The organism is Actinorectispora metalli, assembly GCF_056323685.1.
The window spans coordinates 4,139,603-4,156,692 of sequence record NZ_JBREYE010000001.1 but is presented as its reverse complement, the minus strand read 5'-3'; the positions used below and the strand labels follow the sequence as shown (position 1 = coordinate 4,156,692).

General features: G+C 68.9%; 20 protein-coding genes. 8 read left to right on the top strand and 12 right to left on the bottom strand.

Going from position 1 to position 17,090, the window contains the following annotated elements:
* Positions 1–110: 110 nt before the first annotated feature.
* Entirely contained in the window at positions 111–776 is a 666-nt protein-coding gene (locus ACU6XJ_RS19555) for a potassium channel family protein (RefSeq protein WP_476313466.1), read from the top strand.
* Positions 773–1,441, top strand: a complete 669-nt coding sequence (locus tag ACU6XJ_RS19550) for a potassium channel family protein (protein ID WP_476313464.1) — start codon at positions 773–775, stop codon at positions 1,439–1,441. The genes ACU6XJ_RS19555 and ACU6XJ_RS19550 overlap by 4 nt, the downstream gene beginning before the upstream one ends.
* Positions 1,442–1,697: 256 nt before the next feature.
* Here ACU6XJ_RS19550 and ACU6XJ_RS19545 read toward each other — a convergent pair whose 3' ends face one another.
* The 6 genes from ACU6XJ_RS19545 to dut all read right to left on the bottom strand — a co-directional run bounded on the left by ACU6XJ_RS19545 (position 1,698) and on the right by dut (position 5,343).
* Positions 1,698–2,231, bottom strand: coding sequence for an RICIN domain-containing protein (locus tag ACU6XJ_RS19545; RefSeq protein ID WP_476313463.1), 534 nt, complete (start codon positions 2,229–2,231; stop codon positions 1,698–1,700).
* Positions 2,232–2,250: 19 nt separating this feature from the next.
* Entirely contained in the window at positions 2,251–2,757 is a 507-nt protein-coding gene (locus ACU6XJ_RS19540) for an RICIN domain-containing protein (RefSeq protein WP_476313461.1), read from the bottom strand.
* Positions 2,758–2,873: 116 nt separating this feature from the next.
* Positions 2,874–3,578, bottom strand: coding sequence for a DUF3159 domain-containing protein (locus tag ACU6XJ_RS19535; RefSeq protein WP_476314101.1), 705 nt, complete (start codon positions 3,576–3,578; stop codon positions 2,874–2,876).
* Positions 3,579–3,625: 47 nt separating this feature from the next.
* Positions 3,626–4,000, bottom strand: a complete 375-nt coding sequence (locus ACU6XJ_RS19530) for an OB-fold nucleic acid binding domain-containing protein (RefSeq protein ID WP_476313459.1) — start codon at positions 3,998–4,000, stop codon at positions 3,626–3,628.
* Positions 4,001–4,180: 180 nt separating this feature from the next.
* Entirely contained in the window at positions 4,181–4,846 is a 666-nt protein-coding gene (locus tag ACU6XJ_RS19525; RefSeq protein WP_476313457.1) for a DUF3710 domain-containing protein, read from the bottom strand.
* 5 nt (positions 4,847–4,851) lie between these two features.
* On the bottom strand, positions 4,852–5,343 hold the full coding sequence (gene dut, locus ACU6XJ_RS19520) for a dUTP diphosphatase (RefSeq protein WP_476313455.1): 492 nt from the start codon (positions 5,341–5,343) through the stop codon (positions 4,852–4,854).
* A gap of 35 nt (positions 5,344–5,378) precedes the next feature.
* On the opposite strand from dut, the gene ACU6XJ_RS19515 reads away from it, so the two are divergent.
* Entirely contained in the window at positions 5,379–5,873 is a 495-nt protein-coding gene (locus tag ACU6XJ_RS19515; protein ID WP_476313453.1) for a DUF3093 domain-containing protein, read from the top strand.
* A 112-nt stretch (positions 5,874–5,985) separates the two neighbouring features.
* On the opposite strand, the gene ACU6XJ_RS19510 is transcribed toward ACU6XJ_RS19515, so the two are convergent.
* Positions 5,986–6,285, bottom strand: a complete 300-nt coding sequence (locus tag ACU6XJ_RS19510) for a DUF4193 domain-containing protein (protein WP_476314099.1) — start codon at positions 6,283–6,285, stop codon at positions 5,986–5,988.
* Between the two features lie 422 nt (positions 6,286–6,707).
* Here ACU6XJ_RS19510 and cei point away from each other — a divergent pair, with 422 nt between their 5' ends.
* Positions 6,708–7,355 carry an envelope integrity protein Cei gene (cei, locus tag ACU6XJ_RS19505; protein WP_476313450.1) on the top strand — a complete coding sequence of 216 codons (648 nt, stop codon included), beginning with the start codon at positions 6,708–6,710 and terminating at the stop codon, positions 7,353–7,355.
* A 953-nt stretch (positions 7,356–8,308) separates the two neighbouring features.
* Here cei and ACU6XJ_RS19500 read toward each other — a convergent pair.
* On the bottom strand, positions 8,309–9,118 hold the full coding sequence (locus ACU6XJ_RS19500; RefSeq protein ID WP_476313448.1) for an inositol monophosphatase family protein: 810 nt from the start codon (positions 9,116–9,118) through the stop codon (positions 8,309–8,311).
* A 170-nt stretch (positions 9,119–9,288) separates the two neighbouring features.
* Here ACU6XJ_RS19500 and ppgK point away from each other — a divergent pair, with 170 nt between their 5' ends.
* The 3 genes from ppgK (at position 9,289) to ACU6XJ_RS19485 (ending at position 12,073) form a co-directional block, all read left to right on the top strand.
* Complete coding sequence (ppgK, locus tag ACU6XJ_RS19495) at positions 9,289–10,077, top strand: polyphosphate--glucose phosphotransferase (protein WP_476313445.1); 789 nt, start codon at positions 9,289–9,291, stop codon at positions 10,075–10,077.
* 154 nt (positions 10,078–10,231) lie between these two features.
* Positions 10,232–11,650, top strand: a complete 1,419-nt coding sequence (locus ACU6XJ_RS19490; protein WP_476314097.1) for an RNA polymerase sigma factor — start codon at positions 10,232–10,234, stop codon at positions 11,648–11,650.
* Between the two features lie 177 nt (positions 11,651–11,827).
* Positions 11,828–12,073, top strand: a complete 246-nt coding sequence (locus ACU6XJ_RS19485) for a hypothetical protein (protein WP_476313443.1) — start codon at positions 11,828–11,830, stop codon at positions 12,071–12,073.
* Positions 12,074–12,121: 48 nt separating this feature from the next.
* Here the strand turns inward: ACU6XJ_RS19485 and ACU6XJ_RS19480 are convergent, their stop codons facing one another.
* Positions 12,122–12,973, bottom strand: a complete 852-nt coding sequence (locus ACU6XJ_RS19480; protein ID WP_476313440.1) for an LLM class F420-dependent oxidoreductase — start codon at positions 12,971–12,973, stop codon at positions 12,122–12,124.
* Positions 12,974–13,038: 65 nt separating this feature from the next.
* Positions 13,039–13,935, bottom strand: a complete 897-nt coding sequence (locus ACU6XJ_RS19475; RefSeq protein WP_476313437.1) for an EamA family transporter — start codon at positions 13,933–13,935, stop codon at positions 13,039–13,041.
* A 203-nt stretch (positions 13,936–14,138) separates the two neighbouring features.
* Here ACU6XJ_RS19475 and ACU6XJ_RS19470 point away from each other — a divergent pair, with 203 nt between their 5' ends.
* Positions 14,139–14,318 (top strand): DUF7455 domain-containing protein, encoded by a 180-nt coding sequence (locus ACU6XJ_RS19470; protein WP_476313434.1) that lies wholly within the window; start codon positions 14,139–14,141, stop codon positions 14,316–14,318.
* A gap of 204 nt (positions 14,319–14,522) precedes the next feature.
* Here the strand turns inward: ACU6XJ_RS19470 and ACU6XJ_RS19465 are convergent, their stop codons facing one another.
* The gene (locus tag ACU6XJ_RS19465) at positions 14,523–15,683 is read right to left on the bottom strand and encodes an ROK family protein (RefSeq protein ID WP_476313432.1); all 1,161 of its coding nucleotides are present in this window, start codon (positions 15,681–15,683) and stop codon (positions 14,523–14,525) included.
* A gap of 5 nt (positions 15,684–15,688) precedes the next feature.
* Positions 15,689–17,089, bottom strand: a complete 1,401-nt coding sequence (locus ACU6XJ_RS19460; RefSeq protein WP_476313430.1) for a sugar ABC transporter permease — start codon at positions 17,087–17,089, stop codon at positions 15,689–15,691.
* Position 17,090: the final 1 nt, after the last annotated feature.

The window sequence follows — 17,090 nt, the reverse complement described above, 5'->3', positions numbered from 1 at the left end:
GCAAAGACTATGCGCTGCCGTCACCGGGTCGGAGCAGCCCCACCGTTGCGGAGACAGATCACCCCACCGAGAGGTACGGTTTCCCCGCCCGAAGGGAGCAAGGAGGCGACGTGCACGTCGTGATCATGGGCTGCGGTCGCGTGGGAGCATCGCTGGCCAAGGCGTTGGAGCGGCTCGGGCACCAGGTGGCGGTGATCGACAAGAGCGCCACGTCCTTCCGCAGGCTGGGCAGCGATTTCCACGGTCAGCAGATCGTCGGCCAGGGGTATCACCGGGAAGTGCTGATCAAGGCGGGCATCGAGCGGGCGGGTGCGTTCGCGGCGGTGTCCAACGGTGACAACTCCAACATCATCTCCGCGCGGGTGGCGCGGGAGACCTTCGGCATCCACCACGTGGTGGCCAGGATCTACGACGCGAAGAGAGCGGCGGTCTACGAGCGGCTGGGCATCCCCACCGTGGCGACCGTGCCGTGGACCACCGACCGGTTCCTGCGGATGCTGCTGCCCGACGGGGTGGCCACCGAATGGCGCGACCCGTCCGGCACCGTGGCGGTGATGCAGCTTCCGGTGCACGACGACTGGATCGGCAGGCGCGTCACCGAACTGGAGGCCGCCACCGGCAGCCGGGTGGCGTTCATCATGCGCTTCGGCACCGGTGTGCTGCCCGAGCCCAAGGCGGTCATCCAGGCCGACGACCTGGTCTACGTGGCGGCGCTGTCCGGCACGATCACCGACGTCGCGGCCGCGGCGGGCGTCGCGCCGGAGGAGGGGCAATGAGGGTTGCCATCGCGGGGGCAGGCGCGGTCGGCCGGTCCATCGCCAGCGAGCTGATCGGCAACAAGCACCAGGTCATGCTGATCGAGCGCGACCAGGAGCACTTCGACCCGCAGTCGGTGGAGCAGGCCGAGTGGGTACACGCCGACGCCTGCGAGCTGTCCTCCCTGGAGGAAGCCGGAATCGAGCTGTGCGATGTGGTCATCGCGGCCACCGGCGACGACAAGGTCAACCTGGTGGTGTCGCTGCTGGCCAAGACGGAGTTCGCGGTGCGCCGCGTCGTCGCGCGGGTGAACGACCCGCGCAACGAGTGGCTGTTCAGCGAGGCCTGGGGCGTGGACGTCGCGGTGTCGACGCCGCGCATGCTGGCCGCCATGGTCGAGGAGGCGGTCAGCGTCGGCGACCTGGTGCGGCTGCTGACGCTGCGGCAGGGCCAGGCCAACCTGGTCGAGGTGACGCTGCCCGAGGACACCCCGCTGGCCGGGCGTTCGGTGCAGGACCTGCGGCTGCCCGCGGACTCCGCGCTGGTCACGATCCTGCGCGGCGGCCGGGTGATCGTGCCGCAGCCCGACGACCCGCTGGAGGCGGGCGACGAACTGCTGTTCGTGGCATCGGCCGATGTGGAGGACGAGATCAAGCAGGCCCTGGAGGGCGTGGAGCTGTCCTGATACGGATTGGTGCGGCTCGCCCGAGCACGAGCCGCACCAACCTCGGCAGGACACTACCGATCATCGTGCGTCGAGCAGTGCCACAGGATCGCTCGGCGCCCGTCGTGATTCCCCTCGTCTTGACTGCCTCCCCCGGAAGCAGGCTTCCAGCATGGTGTCGCGGTGCACGTACAGGCGAGAGCACCTGAAACAATCTCCGGTAACGGATCGGAAATGAGCTGTTCACAATCCGTTGCCAAGAACAGAAGTCCAGTTCTCAGGCCGAGGTCCAGCCGTGGTCGTCAGCCGGGTCGCATTCCTCCAGGACGAGTCGGGCGTCCGGCCCGCCCGGAGCGGCCACGCCGAGGCAGAGCCCGCTCGCGTCGTGCCGCAGGTAGCGGCCGCCCGAGGGGTTCTCCCAGGAGACGAAGAACTGGTTGTCCTCGGGGGTGTCCCGGCAGTGGTACTCGCTGACCGGCGTGCCCGCCGGGACCGAGCCGTACTCCGGCAGGTCCATGCACAGTCCGTCGGCGGTGTTGCGGATCAGGAATTTGCCCCACAGGTTGCCCAGCAGCTGCCAGCGCTGGTTGTCCCCGGCTCCGGGTGTGCAGTGGTACTGGTTGACCGGGCCGTCCACCGTGCCCGGGCCGAAGCCGGGCAGGTCGGCGCACAGGCCGGTCGTGGTGTTCTTCAGCAGCAACTCGGCCGAGGCGACCGGAGCTTGGGCGATGGAGGCGGTCGGGCTCGCGGCGGCGAGCAGCAGCGGAACGGTGAGCAGGACCGCCGCGACGGCGGCGCGGTGATTGATCATGGCTTCCCCCAAGAAGCTTTTAGTACCAGCGGGTGTATTCACCACAGCGTTCGAGCGCCAGCGGGCGGGCGTTGCCATCGGACCGGTGCCACAGGCAGAAGCCGGTCTTGACGTGGATCAGGTAGTAGCCACCCATCATCACGCGGCGGGCGACGAACATCTGGTTGTCGCCCGTGCCGATCCGGCAGTGGTACTCGGTGACCTTGGTGCCCTCCGGCACCGGGTCGTAGAACGGCAGGTCCATGCACAGGCCGTCGGAGACGTTGCGCAACGCGAAGCTGTTGTCGAGTTGGTAGATCAGCTGCCAGTACTGGTTGTCGGCCTCGGTGGTACAGCTGGAGAGCACCACCGGGCCGTCCAGCCTGCCGGGACCGGTGCCCGGCAGGTCGGCACACGTATAGCCCTGGAACAGGGCTGTCAGCTTGGTGGCGCCGGGTTCCGAGGTCGGCGCCGCGCCGGACGCGGCAACCGGGGCGAGCAGGGCAAGGCACGCCAGGACAAGCGTGAGTGTTCGTCGAAAAACCATTGCGTACCCCCATGAGCAGTCTGTGCGTAACAGACGTCACACGGGGCCTGGAGGTTGCCGGCGCAAACGAGTGAAGCGGGGTCAGCGCCGGTCAGGGGCCGCGGAAGGTGTCGGGATCAGGACAGCTTGCCGTGTTCCTGCTGCTTGGCCTTGGCCGGATCGGCCAGTTCCTGGAGCATCTCGTCCTCGGCCTGCCGCAGCGAGGCCTCGGCGGCGAGCGTGCGCTCGCGCTCCTCGTCCTCGCGCTTCATGATCTTGGTGACACTGGCCACGGCCCATACCGTGACGGCGGCGGCGAGAATGGTCAGCGGCGTGCCCATCGCGATCTTGGCGATGCCCAGCCAGCCGACCTCGCCCGCGTCGTAGAGCCAGCGCTGCACGATGTAGCGCGCGGCGAACACCAGCGTCCAGCACAGCGTCGCGATGTCGTAGCGCAGCGTCGCGGCGCGGTTGCGGCGCCAGGCGAAGCCGGAGCCGTTCAACGCCGACCAGGCCACGCCGACCAGCGGCCAGCGCACCAGCGTGGACAGCAGGAACGCGCCGCCGTAGACCAGGCTGACCCAGATGCCGAAGAGGAAGAACCCCTTGGCCGAGCCGGTCCGGTAGGCGATGAACGCGGCGATGCCGACACCGAAGAGGCCGGAGATCGCGGGCTGGATCGGCTCTTTGCGGATCAGCCGCCAGAGCGTGATGCCGACCGCGACGCCGATCGCGGTCCAGATCGCCCAGGTCAGCCCGGCGATGGTGTTGGCCAGGATGAAGACGATGATCGGCACCGACGAGTAGACCAGGCCGGAGACGCCCCCCATCTGCTCCAGCATGGTCGGATTGACCTTGTCGACAGGTCGGTTCTCAGCCAAGGATTCACTCACGATGTGGTCTGCAACTCGTAATAGGGGTTGTAAAGGACTTTGCGCCCATCCCGGACAGCCATCCTGCCGCGGGCCTTGATCGTACGCCCAGGCTCGATGCCCGGAATTCTGCGTCGCCCCAACCACACCAGGGTCACGCCCTCGGTGCCGTCGAACAGTTCGGCCTTGAGCGTGGCGGCCGCGTCGCGGGGGGAAAGATCCACCGTGCGCAGACGCCCGAGCACGGTCACCTCTTCGCCGGACCGGCACTCGCTGGCTCTGCGACAGCCCAGCTCATCGGCCTGGCGCGACAGGTCGTCGGCGTCAAGCTCGGAAACGTCGCTGGTCAAGCGGCGCAACATCCGGCTCCAGTAGCCGCCCGTGCCACCCATGACGCACTCCTGTGCGCTCGGAGGGCCGCACACCAGCAGCCCGTGCGCCTCCCAGACTAACCGCGCGCACGGGCTGAGTAAGCCCTCCATATGTAGCAGCCGCCACAACTATCGTTTGGTGCCAACAATTCGTTACCACCCGCCAGCGACTTGGCACCTGCGGTGACCCCGTCCACGGCCTCAGGCGTCGACGGGGCCTTCCTGGCCCTGGGCGATGTGGGAGGCGATGGGCTCGGGGAGCTGGAGCGGGAGCGGGGTGCGAACCGGGAGGGGTTCGACGCCGCGGGCGACCACCGTGTTGCGGACGATCTCGCGGAGCTTGTCGGTGAGTGCGGCGGCGTGCTGGACGGGGCCCGCGGCCACGCCGCGGAGCAGCCAGCGGGGGCCGTCGACGCCGACGAAACGGAGTGCGACCTGCGGGGACGAGGCCACCACCTCGCTGCCCCAGTCGCCGCCCTCGGTGAAGACCCTGGCGCCGTCCTCCCGAAGCTGCTGCACCAACTCGGTGCATACCTCGGGCCACAGCTGCGAGGTGCGGGGCGCGGCGAACGCGCTCACCGTCAGCCGCCCGATCGGGGTAAGGATGTGCACGGCCCGCACCGGGCCGCCGGGGTCAACCTCAACTTGAAGCTGAGCTCCGTCGGGCACCGGTACCCGCACCGAACCGAGGTCCAGGCGCGCGAGGTTGTCGTCGGGGACCTCGGACTCGTCGAAGGGCCCGAAGGTCTCGTCGAACTCCTCCTGGTCGGCCTCATCGGCGTAGCGGAGCTGCGCCCACTGGGGCGTGAAGCTCTCCGCGCTGCGGGTGACCCGATGCCGACCCCGCTGTCGACGCTTGCCGAACATTTCGCCTAGTCCTCCGTACCCTCGGCGCCCACGGCGACCGGATTCGCCAAACTGTGGTGCCCGCCCGTTGAGCCATACCCGCCCGCGCCGCGTTCGGACCCGGGAAGTTGCTCTACTTCACGAAATACCACCTGCTCGACCCGCTGCACCACCAGTTGCGCGATGCGGTCACCGCGATGCAGCACCAGCGGCTCACGTGGGTCGTGGTTGATCAGGCAGACGCGGATCTCGCCACGGTAGCCGGAATCGATGGTGCCGGGGGTGTTCACCACGCTGAGCCCGGCCCGCGCCGCGAGTCCGGAGCGCGGGTGCACGAACCCCGCATAGCCAACAGGCAGGGCGATCGCTATGCCCGTGCCCACCACCGAGCGTTCGCCGGGGTCCAGTCGCACATCCGTCGTCGTCACCAGGTCGACTCCGGCGTCACCGCTGCGCGCATAGGCGGGTAACGGCACTTCGGGGTCGAGCCGGGCAAGAGCTACCTCAAGGCCTGCCACGGGCGGCGAGATTACCCGGAATTACGCTGGCACTCGTGACCGAGGGCCCAACCGCAGCGCAATCCGGTTCCGCCGGGGAAACCGTCTTCTTCGACCAGCGGCAGTCCGTGCCGTGGTGGGGCTGGCCGCTGCCGCTGCTCGCGGCCGGGCTGCTCGCCGCCGAGGTGCACATGGGATATCCGGGCGTGCGGTCCTGGCTGCCCTACGTGATCCTGCTGCCGCTGGCCGCGCTGACCATGTGGTGGCTGGGGCGGACGAGGGTCCGACTGGCAGGCGGGGAGCTGTGGGTCGGCGAGGCGCATGTGCCGCTGCGGTTTCTCGGCGAGGTGAGCGTGGTGCCCAAGGAGCGCAAGCGCTACGCGATGGGCCGCGAGCTTGACCCGGCGGCGTTCGTCAACCACCGGCCGTGGGTGGGGCCCATGGTGCGGGTCGAACTCACCGACCCGGCGGATCCGACGCCGTACTGGCTGTTCAGCGTGCGGTCCGCCGATGAGCTGGTCGACGCCCTGAATCGGGCGCGCGGCCACTGAAGAAACGCGAGCCCAGCCGTGCTGACACGGCCGGGTCGCCGTGCTCACAACCAGTGGTGGCGGCTTCGTTCTCGGCTGGGGAGAGCCCGGACGAGGCCGCCACGACTGGTTGTCAGTCGCAGTCCTGGCAGATGGGCTGGCCGTTGCGTTCCGAGGCCAGCCTGCTGCGGTGGTAGACCAGGAAACAGCGCGAGCAGGTGAACTCGTCCTCCTGCTTGGGCACAACCCTGACCTGGAGTTCCTCGCCGGAAAGGTCGGCGCCGGGCAGCTCGAAGGTCTCGTCCGGTGCGTCGGTGTCGACGTCGACCACCCCGGACTGCGTTTCGTTGCGCCGCGCCTTGAGCTCCTCGAGGGAGTCCTCAGCCAGTTCGTCCTCCTGGCTGCGGCGCGGAGCGTCGTAGTCGGTCGCCATCGTGTGCTTCACCCCAAGGTGTTTAAGAGTGGTTTTGTTCGTGCGGTGCTTAACGTCTCAGCGCCCCGGTTTGTGCCCGGCTTCGCAGTGACGGCAGTCTCAAGAAGCACGGAGTCGGCGGAATCGATTCTTCTTCGCTTCCTCGCCGCTCTGCACTGCTCTGGAGCGCCGAGAGGGTAGCCCACCGTAGGCCCGAACGCGCACTTGGTCACTCGACTGTGGCTATGCGGTGTCGGTCACGTCGCTGAAATCGGTGCAATCGGGCCATACCGCCGGGACATCTCCGCGACACGGACGATCAATCCGGCTGCAAATCCGCCGCCAGCGAATAGGCTTACCACCACAAGGCGTCCGGCCAGGTCAGTGGCGCCGTTTGTGACGACCGTTCGGTCGGAATGGTTCTTCTCGCGAAGGAGCGGGCGGTGTCTGGACGGGGGCCCTCGTTGTACCACCGGCGCAAGCAACTACCGGCGCTGATTCTGCTCGGCACATTGGCGCTGCTGGTGATCTTCGTCTGGGGGCGGGTGTTCAGCGCGGGCAGCAACAGCGAGGAAGCCATCCGCTGCGCTCCGCCCGCCGGCACGAGCCAGGTCGGCCAGCCGCTGCCGCCCAACGGCCTGGACGGCACCGAGCTGATCGCGCCGTCGGGCATCAAGATGACGGTCTTCAACGCCAACGGCAAGCGCGGCCAGGCCACCATGGTGGCCGAGGAGCTCATGAGCCTGGGCTTCAACAAGGCGGGCGACCCCACCAACGACCCGATCTACACCAAACAGGACATGGCCTGCCACGCCCAGATCCGCTTCGGCCAGGGCGGCGCACCGGCGGCCCGCACCCTCAGCGTGGTGGTCCCCTGCGCCGAACTCGTCCGCGACGACCGCGAGGACCCCAACGTCGACCTGGCGCTGGGCACGAAGTTCGACGACATCAAGCCCAACAGCAAGGCCCGCCGCATCCTGGACACCCTCGCCGAAATCGCCAGCGGCCAGGGCGCGGGCGACGCCGCGGCCCCCGACACCTCGGCCCTCAGCCCTGAAGCCGTCGCCGCCGCCCGCGAAGTCCGCTGCTGACCCCACCCGATCGGCCGAACGCCTCCCCCGCCCCAATCTCCCCAGACCCGCATCATGCGCCCCTGCGTCGTCATGATGTCGCCCCAGGCGAACACCATGACACCCCAGGGAGCCAGCGGAGCAGAAGCGCCCCCGATTTCCAGCCTAGAGGCCAGGTCTGACAAAAGGGGCAGGTCAAAGAGCAAGATCAACTTCCCGGAGCCCCAGGAGCGGCGCTGCGGGCATGGGGCCAGTTTGGACCGCGGGCGTAGGGCGGCAAGCCTGGTCCGCGGGCATGGGGCCTGCCAGCTTGGGCGGCGGCACTCCCGGAGGCGTGGGCGGTCAAGGCGGCGACTCCAGCCACTCCAGCAAGTACCGCGGTGGCCAGAGCCCAGCCCCCACCCGAGACCGCGCCGGAGGGCGCTCGCTCCCGATCCGGAACAACGCCACTCCGCTCCTCCCGATCATCACGGCATGGGCGGCAAGCCTGTCTGCAGCATGAGGCCAGCCAGCTTGGACCGCGGGCATAGGGCGGCAGACCTGTCTGCGGCATGAGGCCAGCCAGCTTGGACTGCGGGCATGGGCTGGCAGGCCTGGACTGCCCATCCGCCGACGGCCTCGTCGAAGTGGACCTGGCTGACCACCTCGCCGCGCTCGACCATCACAAGGCCAACACCGACTCCGACCACGACGGCGTGGACGAGACCGCGATGGTCGAGACGTGGACTGTCAGCTTGGACTGTGGAGAGGGGCAGGCACAGCTTGAATCGAATTTTTTGGATGTAAATCTCTGTCGGTGGCTCCGACTAGGTTGGAGATCGGGGGCTGCTTTGAATGCGTACGTCCCTAGGGCGACTTCATGCGCGCCTGGGGCGACATCGTGACCCCCTGGGGCGACATCGTGACCTCGCGGGGGCGCACCACGCGGATTGCGGGGTGAGCGGGCATTGCGGCGAGATGGCCTGGAAAAGGTGTCAGATTTGGGCTATTGGGGTGGTGCGGAGGTGGGTGAGGAGGGCGTCGGCTATGCCGGGGGCGGTGGCGATGATGGCTTGGCCGAAGTCGTCGTCGGTGTCGGGGAGGCGGACGGTGGCGCCTGCTTCGGCGGCGATCAGGGCGCCTGCTGCCCAGTCCCAGCGGGAGAGGCCGTGTTCTACGTAGGCGTCTACCCAGCCCGCGGCTACGGCGCAGAGGTCTAGGGACGCGGCGCCGCCTCGGCGGATGTCGCGGACGCGTGGGAGCAGGGTGGAGATCAGGTCGGCTTGGCGGAGGCGGCGTTCCTCGCGATAGCTGAAGCCGGTGGCGAGCAGGCTGAGGTCCAGGCGGGTGGCGGCGGAGCCGTGGAGACGTTCGCCGTCGAGGTAGGCGCCCGCTCCTGCGGCGGCGGTCCAGACGCGGCCGGAGGCGGGTTCTACGACGGTGCCCGCGATGGAGACGCCGTCGAGTTGGGCGGCCACGGAGACGCCGTACCAGGGGTAGCCGTAGAGGTAGTTGACGGTGCCGTCGATGGGGTCGACCACCCAGTGCAGGCCGTCCAGGTCGGCGGTGCCGCCCTCTTCCTCGCCCAGGACGGGTTCGCCGGGGCGGAGGTCGGCGAGGCGGTCGCGGATCAGGCGCTCGGCGGCGGTGTCGGCGGCGGTGACGACATCGGTCTCGGTGCTCTTGGTACCCACCGCGTCGGCTCGGGTGGCCTCGGCGCGCATCCGGCGCACCAGGTCGGCGGCCTCCCGGGCGACCGTCACGGCGACATCGAGCAGTTCTGTGGGCGCAGTCGTCGTCGACACGACACAATCCGACCACACGCCTTGGGAAGTCGCGTCAGAATCCAGTCGTTAGCTGCGCCACCCGCACGGGGGTAGATGCACCCTGTAGTGTCTGCGCATTCTGTACTGAATCGAATCCGAAGGACTCGATCGTGCGGATCGGTGAACGACCGGGACAGAAAGGCTTGGCGATGGCCGGCACCCTGGGCTTCGGGGTAGATATTGGCGGCTCTGGCATCAAGGGCTGCACCGTGGACGTGGATGGCGGGCACCTGGCGACCGACCGGCTGCGCATCCCCACCCCGCATCCGTCGACACCCGACGCGGTGGCCGATGTGGTCGCCGACATCGTGGACCAGTTCGACTGGAAGGGTCCGGTCGGGGTCACCCTGCCCTGCGTCATGAAGCAGGGCACCGCCTACACCGCCGCCAACGTGGACAAGAGCTGGATCGGCACCGACGCCGCGTCGCTGTTCGCCGACCGGCTGGGCCGCCCGCGCGAGGAGATCACCGTCCTCAACGACGCCGACGCCGCGGGCCTCGCCGAGATGGCCTTCGGTGCGGGTGTCGGTGAGCAGGGCATGGTCGTGCTGCTGACCTTCGGCACCGGCATCGGCAGTGCGGTGTTCATCGACGGGGTGCTGGTGCCCAACACCGAGTTCGGCCACCTCGAGGTGGCCGGCCAGGACGCGGAGACCCGCGCCGCCGCCTCCGCGAAGGAGGACGAAGGCCTGTCCTGGGAGGAGTGGTCGGAGCGGGTGTCGCGCTACCTGCGCACCCTGGAGAAGGCCATTTGGCCGGATCTGATCATCGTCGGCGGCGGGGTCAGCAAGAAGTCGGAGAAGTGGCTGCCCCTGCTGGACGTGCGGAGCAAGGTGGTGGCCGCGACGCTGCGCAATGACGCGGGCATCGTCGGTGTCGCCCGGGCCGCCCTGACCGGCGCGGGCGAGGAGCCCACCTCGGGTTTCACCGCCCGTTGAGCCCGGTGGCCAGCAGAAATTTCCGGCCGCGAAACGCTGACGAGTACGCATGCCGCAACGGCCCGTGATTGACGCGGTTACAATGGAACAGCGCCCGCCGAACCGTGAACGAAAATGTTCATCCCACAACGGTCTCCGGGCCCCTAAAGCACAGCTGGCTGGCAGAGGTTGGGTCTCTAGCCGGCACCAGTCGCACCTAGATCGTCGCGAAAGGGCGTACGTGTCAGCCGCAGACACCGCAACCAAACGCTCGGGTACCGCCGCGGGCGGCGCCAAGTCCAAGGCCGCGAGCAAGGCCAAGCCTGCCGCAGGAGAAGACGAGGCTGCCGTGACGTCAACCGGACGCAAGGCGCCCGCCAAGACGACCGGCCGGACGACCAAGGCCAAGCCCGCCGCCGCAGCCAAGAAGCCTGCGGCGGGAGGCAAGGCCGCGCCCGCCAAGAAGGCCACCACCAAGGGCGCCGACGGCGAAGAGCCCGTCGAGCTTGAGGACGCGCCGGGCGCCGAGGACCTCGAGGACGTCGACCTCGGCGAGGACATCGTCGAGGAGCCGGAGCCCGCCGCCGAGGAGGAGAAGCCCGACGGCGACTTCGTCTGGGACGAGGAGGAGTCCGAGGCGCTGCGTCAGGCGCGCAAGGACGCCGAGCTCACCGCCTCCGCCGACTCGGTCCGCGCCTACCTCAAGCAGATCGGCAAGGTGGCGCTGCTCAACGCCGAGGAAGAGGTTGAGCTCGCCAAGCGCATCGAGGCCGGCCTCTACGCCGCCGAGCGGGTGCGCAAGGCCGAAGACGAGAACGAGAAGCTCTCCCCCCAGCTTCGCCGCGACCTGCGCTGGATCGTGCGGGACGGCGAGCGCGCCAAGAACCACCTCCTGGAAGCCAACCTCCGACTGGTGGTCTCGCTGGCCAAGCGCTACACCGGCCGCGGCATGGCTTTCCTGGACCTGATCCAGGAGGGCAACCTGGGTCTGATCCGCGCGGTGGAGAAGTTCGACTACACCAAGGGCTACAAGTTCTCCACGTACGCCACCTGGTGGATTCGGCAGGCGATCACCCGCGCGATGGCCGACCAGGCCCGCACCATCCGCATACCGGTGCACATGGTCGAGGTCATCAACAAGCTCGGCCGCATCCAGCGCGAACTGCTCCAGGACCTCGGCCGCGAGCCGACCCCGGAGGAACTCGCAAAGGAAATGGACATCACGCCCGAGAAGGTGCTGGAGATCCAGCAGTACGCGCGTGAGCCCATCTCCCTTGACCAGACCATCGGCGACGAGGGCGACAGCCAGCTAGGCGACTTCATCGAGGACTCCGAGGCCGTCGTCGCGGTCGACGCGGTGTCGTTCACCCTCCTCCAGGACCAGCTCCAGTCGGTCCTGGCCACCCTGTCCGAGCGCGAAGCGGGCGTCGTCCGCCTCCGCTTCGGCCTGACGGACGGCCAGCCCCGCACCCTGGACGAGATCGGCCAGGTCTACGGCGTCACGCGTGAGCGCATCCGCCAGATCGAGTCGAAGACGATGTCGAAGCTGCGCCACCCGTCCCGCTCCCAGGTCCTGCGCGACTACCTGGACTAGGCACAGACCACTCGCGGGGCGCCCGGACTTCGGGCGCCCCGCGAGTGTTTTCGGTGGCTGACAGAGCTGTTGGGAATACCTCCAAGCGAGACAACCCCTTCCCCCATCCGGCGCGTCTGCGCTTAGTACGCGGCCCGGGCCAACGCGCGCCCGGTGCCCCGGGATACAGGGGGAGACATGAGTGATCGCCGTGCCGACGCGCGTCGGTTGAGGGTGGATCTGGCCGACGCGGCGACGAAAGGAACGTGGCCGCAGCACGCGGGCAACGGCGAGGCGGGCGTGCACTGGCGGACCGACGACAGCGAGGCCATCCGGCTCGGTGAGTCGATCGCCATCGGCATCCTGCGGGAGCAGACGATGGTGACCAATGAGGACACCTCGTTCGGCCTGACCCGTTTCGACGGCACCCGCATCACGATCTGAGGTCCGCGGGCCGGTGGCCCCGCCCGTCGTGGGGCCACCGGCCGGTTCTCAGCGTGGTGACAGCAGAGCGTGCGCGAGACGACGGAACTGATCGGGGGCGAAGGTGCCATCTTCGGTGACGATCTGGATGCAGACGTGGTCGGCGCCCGCGGCCAGGTGCTCGGTGACGCGGCGGACGGCCGCGTCCTCGGTGCCCCAGGCGAAGGTGGCGTCGACGAGGCGGTCGCTGCCACCGTCGCGGAAGTCGTCTTCGGTGAAGCCGAGGCGGAGGAAGTTGTTGGTGTAGTTGGGCAGCGCCAGGTACCGGGCCAGGTAGTCGCGGGCGATGGTGCGGGCGCGGGTGGGGTCCGTTTCCAGGACGATCTTCTGCTCCGGTGCCAGCAGCGGACCCTCGCCGAGGATCTGGCGGGCCTCCGCCGTGTGCTCGGGCGGGGTCAGGTACGGGTGCGCTCCCCCGGCCCGCTCCCCCGACAGGCGGACGGTGCGTGGGCCAAGGGCGGCCAGTACGACGCGGTCGGTGGGCACGGTGGACAACTCGTCCAGGTAGCTCGCCAGGCGGCTGTAGGGCTTCACGTAGGAGTGCCCGGCGGGTTCCACCAAGGGGCGGTGGCTGGAGCCGATGCCGAGCAGAAAGCGGCCGGGGTGGCGGGACTCGATGCGGTGGAAGGACTCCGCGACCTGGTCGGCCGGGTCGGTCCAGATGTTGAGGATGCCGGTTGCCAGGGCCAAGCGCTCGGTGGCGTCGAGGAGGCGTTCCTCCAGGACCAGGTCGCCGGGTGGGGCGCCGCCGATCCACAGGGCGCCGTAGCCGAGGTCGTCCAGCAGGGCGGCCTGCTCGACGGCTTCGGGCTTGTCCCACAGCCAGATCGGACTCCAGACGCCGATCTTCCCGATCTCCACGTTTCGCTCCCATCGACGGGCGGTCTCCCTCCCATAAAGTTTGGCGAACGTCGAACTATTCCGCGTCAGCTCGGTTCGGCCGGTGGGGTCGGGGGCGGGGTGTCGTCGCGGCTGCGAACGGTGACGGCGAGCGCGACGCAGGCGATGCCGATCAGCTCCGGAGCGGTGGGGCGCTGGTTCAGGAGCGCGAAGCCGATGACAGTGGCGGTGACCGGGAGCAGGGCCAACAACAGGGAGAAGCGGGCGGCGCCCAGGCGACGGAGAACCACCTGATCCAGTCCATAAGGGACGACCGTGCACAGAAAGCCCATCGCCAGGACCATCAGCGCCAGCGTGCCGGAGGTCCACACCGGACCGGTGACCAGTGCCATCGGCGAGAGCAGGACCGCGGCCACGGCGAAACCGACCGCCAAGCCGTCCAAGCCGCTCCCCCGGTCCGCGACGCGTTTGCCCAGCAGGATGTAGGCCGCCCACAACGCGGCGGCCAACAGGGCCAGCAACACCCCGAGCGGGCTGCCTGCCCATTGGACATCGGCGATCAGGGCCACGCCCGCGATCACGAGCAGGAGTGCGGCGAGGTCGCGGAGGGTTCTGGAGCCAAGGGCCGCGACGGCGATGGGGCCGACGAATTCGATGGCGACCGCGGTGCCCAGGGGTAGGCGGGCGATGGACTCGTAGAAGGTGACGTTCATCAACGCAGTGACGACGCCGAAGACCGCGGCGAGCGCCAGATTTCGGCCGCGCCAGGCGGTCGCGGGTGGCCTTCGCCACAGCAGCAACAGGATCGCGGCGGCCAATACTCGGAGCCAAGCCACCCCAAACGGGGCGATTCGGGCAAACAGCGCGACGGCCAATGCTGCCCCTGCGTATTGGGCGAGGCCACCCACTACGAAAAGCAGGGGAGCGGGCACGTACCGTGCCGGTGAACTACGCAACGCAGCGGACACGGTTCGATATGACATCAGATACATGCCTAGGGCAACCGGGGTTGGGGCTGCTGCATCCGGGTATTTGAACATCACAGTTGGCGAAGAGTTGGATGGGAACAATGACGAATGGCCATTCGTCTGCATAGAGTGGAACCCACGAGCACCGAATGCCATGCAGCCGGTGGTCGTAGCAGGATCGAGGCGGCATAGGGCCGCCGGGACGGAGGGAGAATCACATGACTGGAATGCTCACCCGCCCCGAGCTGACAGCATCCGACCGCTGCGACCGCTGCGGAGCTGCTGCGCAGGTACGAGCCGTGTTGACGTCCGGTGGCGAGCTGCTGTTCTGCGGGCACCACGCCCGCGAGCACGAGCCACGGCTGCGGGAGATCGCGGCCAGGATTGTGGGCGGCTGACATACGCCAAGCTTGTACGCGATGTATTTTCGCGGAGAGCGAACAGCTACCGAAAACGGGCGGGGATTCTGCGATGAATCCCCGCCCGTTGTCAATACATGCCCGGTTTCTCTGCTAGCGAACACGGCATCTGATTTCAGAAGATGGACAAAGAGAGAAAACACGTGATATCGGTCCCGGAAGCGGGTACCCCGTCACGCTGAGTCAGATCGTGCTGAGGACCGGCTCGAAGGCCAGCTCCGCGGCGCCGATCAGTTTCGCGTCCCGACCCAGCGGCGAGATCACGATCCGCGTGCCGCCCACCGCCCTGCTCACCAGGCTCCGCTTTTGCACCGCGGCACTGACATCGGCCACGGTTCCCGGCGGCAGCGCGGTGAACAGGTCACCGAGCACCACAAGCTCGGGGCCGAGCAGGTTCACCACGTTCACCAACCCCAGCGCCAGCCATTCGGTGAAGCCGCCGAGGCGCTCCACCGAGGACAGCGCCTTGAGTTCGGCCACCACCGTGCCGCGCGGGGTATCCTCCGGCAGGCCAAGCGCCCGGCACAGGGCCGCCTCGCCCACCTCGGTTTCCCAGCACCCGTAACTGCCGCAATAACACCGGCGCCCGTCGGGGCGAACCACCATGTGACCCAGTTCGCCGACGTAGCCGCCGGTGCCGCGCAGCGGGAGACCACCGGAGATCACGCCGCCGCCGACACCGACATCGGCGGAGACGTACACCGTGTCGGCACAGCCGCGGGCGGCGCCGCGGAGATGTTCGGCCAGCGCTCCGAGTTCGGCGTCGTTGGCCACCTGCACCGGGATCTTCAGCACCGCGGCCAGCCGCGAACCCAGCGCCACATCGGTCCAGTGCAGGTTCGGCGCCTCGTGCACCATGCCGTCGGAGCGGCGGACCACGCCGGGCACGGACACCCCCGCGCCCACGGCGACCACGTCGAGTTCGTCGGCCAGCAGCCTGCCCGACTCCACGATGTGCGTGATCACCTCGCCAGGGTCGCGGGCCCGGTGGTGCAGGTTCCAGCTGTGCCGCCCCAGGATCTGGCCGCCGACGCCGACCATGGCCATGTAGACCTGCTCCACGCGGATGTCCACGGCCATCACCACCGCCGACTGCGGCTGCGGCACCACCAGCAGCGACGGGCGGCCCGCGCCGCTGCGCTGGGCGGGCACCCGTTCGGCGACCAGGCCCGCCTCGGCCAAACCGTCGACGAGGGCCTTGATCGTGCTGCGGTTCAGGCCGAGTTCGCCCGCCAGCGCCGCGCGGGTGCACGGGCCGTCCACGTGCAGCTTGCGGAGCACGGCGGTCCTGTTGTGCCTGCGTGCCTCGTCCGGCCGGGCACCCGCGAGCGGAGCGCTGGTCACCTGGTCTACCGGGCGGCGGCGCGGCGGCGGGACAACGCGTCGACCGTCGCGGCGAGCAGCAGCACGAGACCGGTGACGATGGCGATCACGGCGGCGGACTGCTCCATCAGGCCGAGGCCGTTCTCGATGACGGCCAGCACCGCGCCGCCGATCACCGCGTCGCGCAGCCTGCCGCGTCCGCCGAACAGCGAGGTGCCCCCGATGACCGCGGCACCCACCGCGAACAGCAGGGTGTAGCCACCGCCGGAGTTCGGATCCACCGAGCCGATCTTAGACGAGTAGACGATCGCACCCAGTGCGGCGACGGAGGAGCAGATCACGAACGCGCTCATCCGCAGTTTCGGCACGTTCACGCCCGCGCGGCGCGCCGCCTCCACGTTGCCGCCGACGGCGTAGATGTGCCTGCCGAAGCGGGTGCGGTCCAGCACGAGCGTGCCGACCACCAGCAGCCCCAACACGATCGGCACCACGTAGGGCACACCGGAGATCTGCACGAGCTTGTTCACCGAGCGGTTCAGCGTCAGCAGGTATGTCGCGACGCCGCCCGCCACCACGACCGCGCCGACCTTCACCGCGACCAACAGCGTCGGCGGCGCCACCAGACCCTTGCGCAGCCTGCCGAAGTGCCTGGCGATCACGATCGCCGCGTAACCACCTGCCGACACCCCGAACAGCACCCAGCTTGCGAGGGTGCTCAGGTTGCCGTTGGCCACCTTGAACAGCACCTCGTTCTGCAGGCCCAGCGTGCCGCCCTGACCGATGAGTTGCAGGACCACCCCGCCCCAGGCCATGAACAGGCCCAGGGTGACCACAAAGGACGGAATGCCCACCTTGGACACCAGGTAGCCGGTGAGGCAGCCGATGGCGGTGCCGACGCACAGCGCGAGCAGCATCTCGATCCACGGGTTCGCGGGCAGGCCGAGCAGCGCGATCACCAGCGGCACCGCGGACAACAGCGCGCCGGCCCAGATGCGCAGCAGCACGGCGAGCACGACGGCGACCAGCAGCGTGCCGCAGAACAGCCAGAACACCGATGTGCCCATGCCCGCCTGCAGGTTGCCGCCCTGCACGAGGTGCAGGGCCATCACGGCGGCGGCGACGCCGGACGCGGTGCCCGCGGACAGGTCGATCTCGCCGAGCAGCAGCACGAAGACCAGGCCCATCGCGATGATGGTGCGGCCCGCGCCCTGAGCGAGCAGGTTGGACAGGTTGCCGAGGGTGAGGAACGAGTCGGACAGCGTCGCGAAGGTGATCAGCAGGACCAGCAGGCCGAGCAGGGCGGGCAGCGCGCCGAGTTCGCCGCCGCGCAGGCGGGCCGCGTAGTCCCGCAGCACCTCGCCGGTCTGCTTGGAGGTGGTGTCGATGCCGAAGTCGGTGATCGCGACCTTGGTTGAGGCGGAAGTCATC